A 1,154-nucleotide genomic window follows, 5' to 3' on the forward strand; every position below is an offset into this window, starting at 1 on the left:
CCTTGTATCTACACGAGAGAGATTTCGTGGGATTAGAGCGATTGAGCCAAGGTCCGGGCGGCCGCCCGGACCTTGGCTTGGCGAAGTCGCCCGTACCACCTGAGGTTACAACCGCGGGAGAGCTTGGGATCTTCGCCTTCGTCACGCACGACCGAACAGTCGCTTGGTTCCAACCGTACGCACAAGGCAGGTTACCGTGAACAGGATTATTTGTGGAGTTGATGTTTCGAAAGATTGGCTGGACGCGCATGTCCGGCCTGGCGGAGCGGCAGCGCGCTTCGCCAACGATGCGGCGGGGATTGCAGCTCTTTGGCTGTTCTGCCGCAGCCATGGCGCAGCCCTTGCGGTGATGGAGGCATCGGGCGGCTATGAACGGCTGGGGTTCATGCTCTTGTGGGCGCACGGCATGCCGTGCGGCGTGGTCAATGCCAAGAGCGTGCGCCGTTTCGCCGAGGCGATGGGCTATCTGGAGAAGACCGACAGGATCGACGCCGCTGTCATCGCCCATTACGGCGCAGTCAAGAACACGGTGCCGACGCCACCGCCAAGCGCTGCCCAACAGCGGCTTACCGCGTTGGTTGGCCGGCTTTGCCAGATTGTCGGCGATGCGACCATCAACAAGCAGCGTAGAAGTGCCGCATGCGACGCCGAGGTATGCGCCAGCATCGAGGCGACGCTGGCCTTCCTCAAGCGCGAGCAACGGCGCCTGGAAGGCGAGATTGCCTCGATGATCGATGACGATCCGCTGTGGGCCAGGCTGGAGCGAGCCTTTCGTTCGCTCAAGGGCGTAGCCGGACGCACTGTCGCCCGTCTGATGGCCGAACTGCCCGAGATCGGCCTCATCTCCAACAAGGCCATCGCCAAGCTGGCAGGCCTGGCTCCTTTCGCCAACGATAGCGGCAAGCGCACCGGCAACAGGCATGTGCGAGGCGGACGCGCCGGGCCGCGTGGCATCCTCTTCATCGTCGCAGCTATCGTGGCCAAATTCGATCCTCATCTCAAAGCTTTCGCTCAACGGTTGCAACAGGCGGGAAAGCCAAAAATGCTCATCCGCATCGCACTCGCCAGAAAACTCCTGGTCATCCTCAATGCAAAAGCACGCGATGCGCGCAACGAGTTCGTAATTGCAACTTGACACCCCAGATAGTCGCTCT

At 61.4% G+C, this 1,154-nt stretch carries 1 protein-coding gene; it reads left to right on the forward strand.

What is annotated here, in order from left to right; translation table 11 throughout:
• Nucleotides 1-196 precede the first annotated feature (196 nt).
• Complete coding sequence (locus tag NKI21_RS32320) at nucleotides 197-1,135, forward strand: IS110 family RNA-guided transposase (RefSeq protein WP_023809699.1); 939 nt, start codon at nucleotides 197-199, stop codon at nucleotides 1,133-1,135.
• The last annotated feature ends 19 nt before the right edge of the window (nucleotides 1,136-1,154 follow it).

It is taken from the genome of Mesorhizobium sp. M0715 (genome assembly GCF_040320355.1).
In the GTDB taxonomy this organism is placed as follows: Bacteria; Pseudomonadota; Alphaproteobacteria; order Rhizobiales; family Rhizobiaceae; genus Mesorhizobium.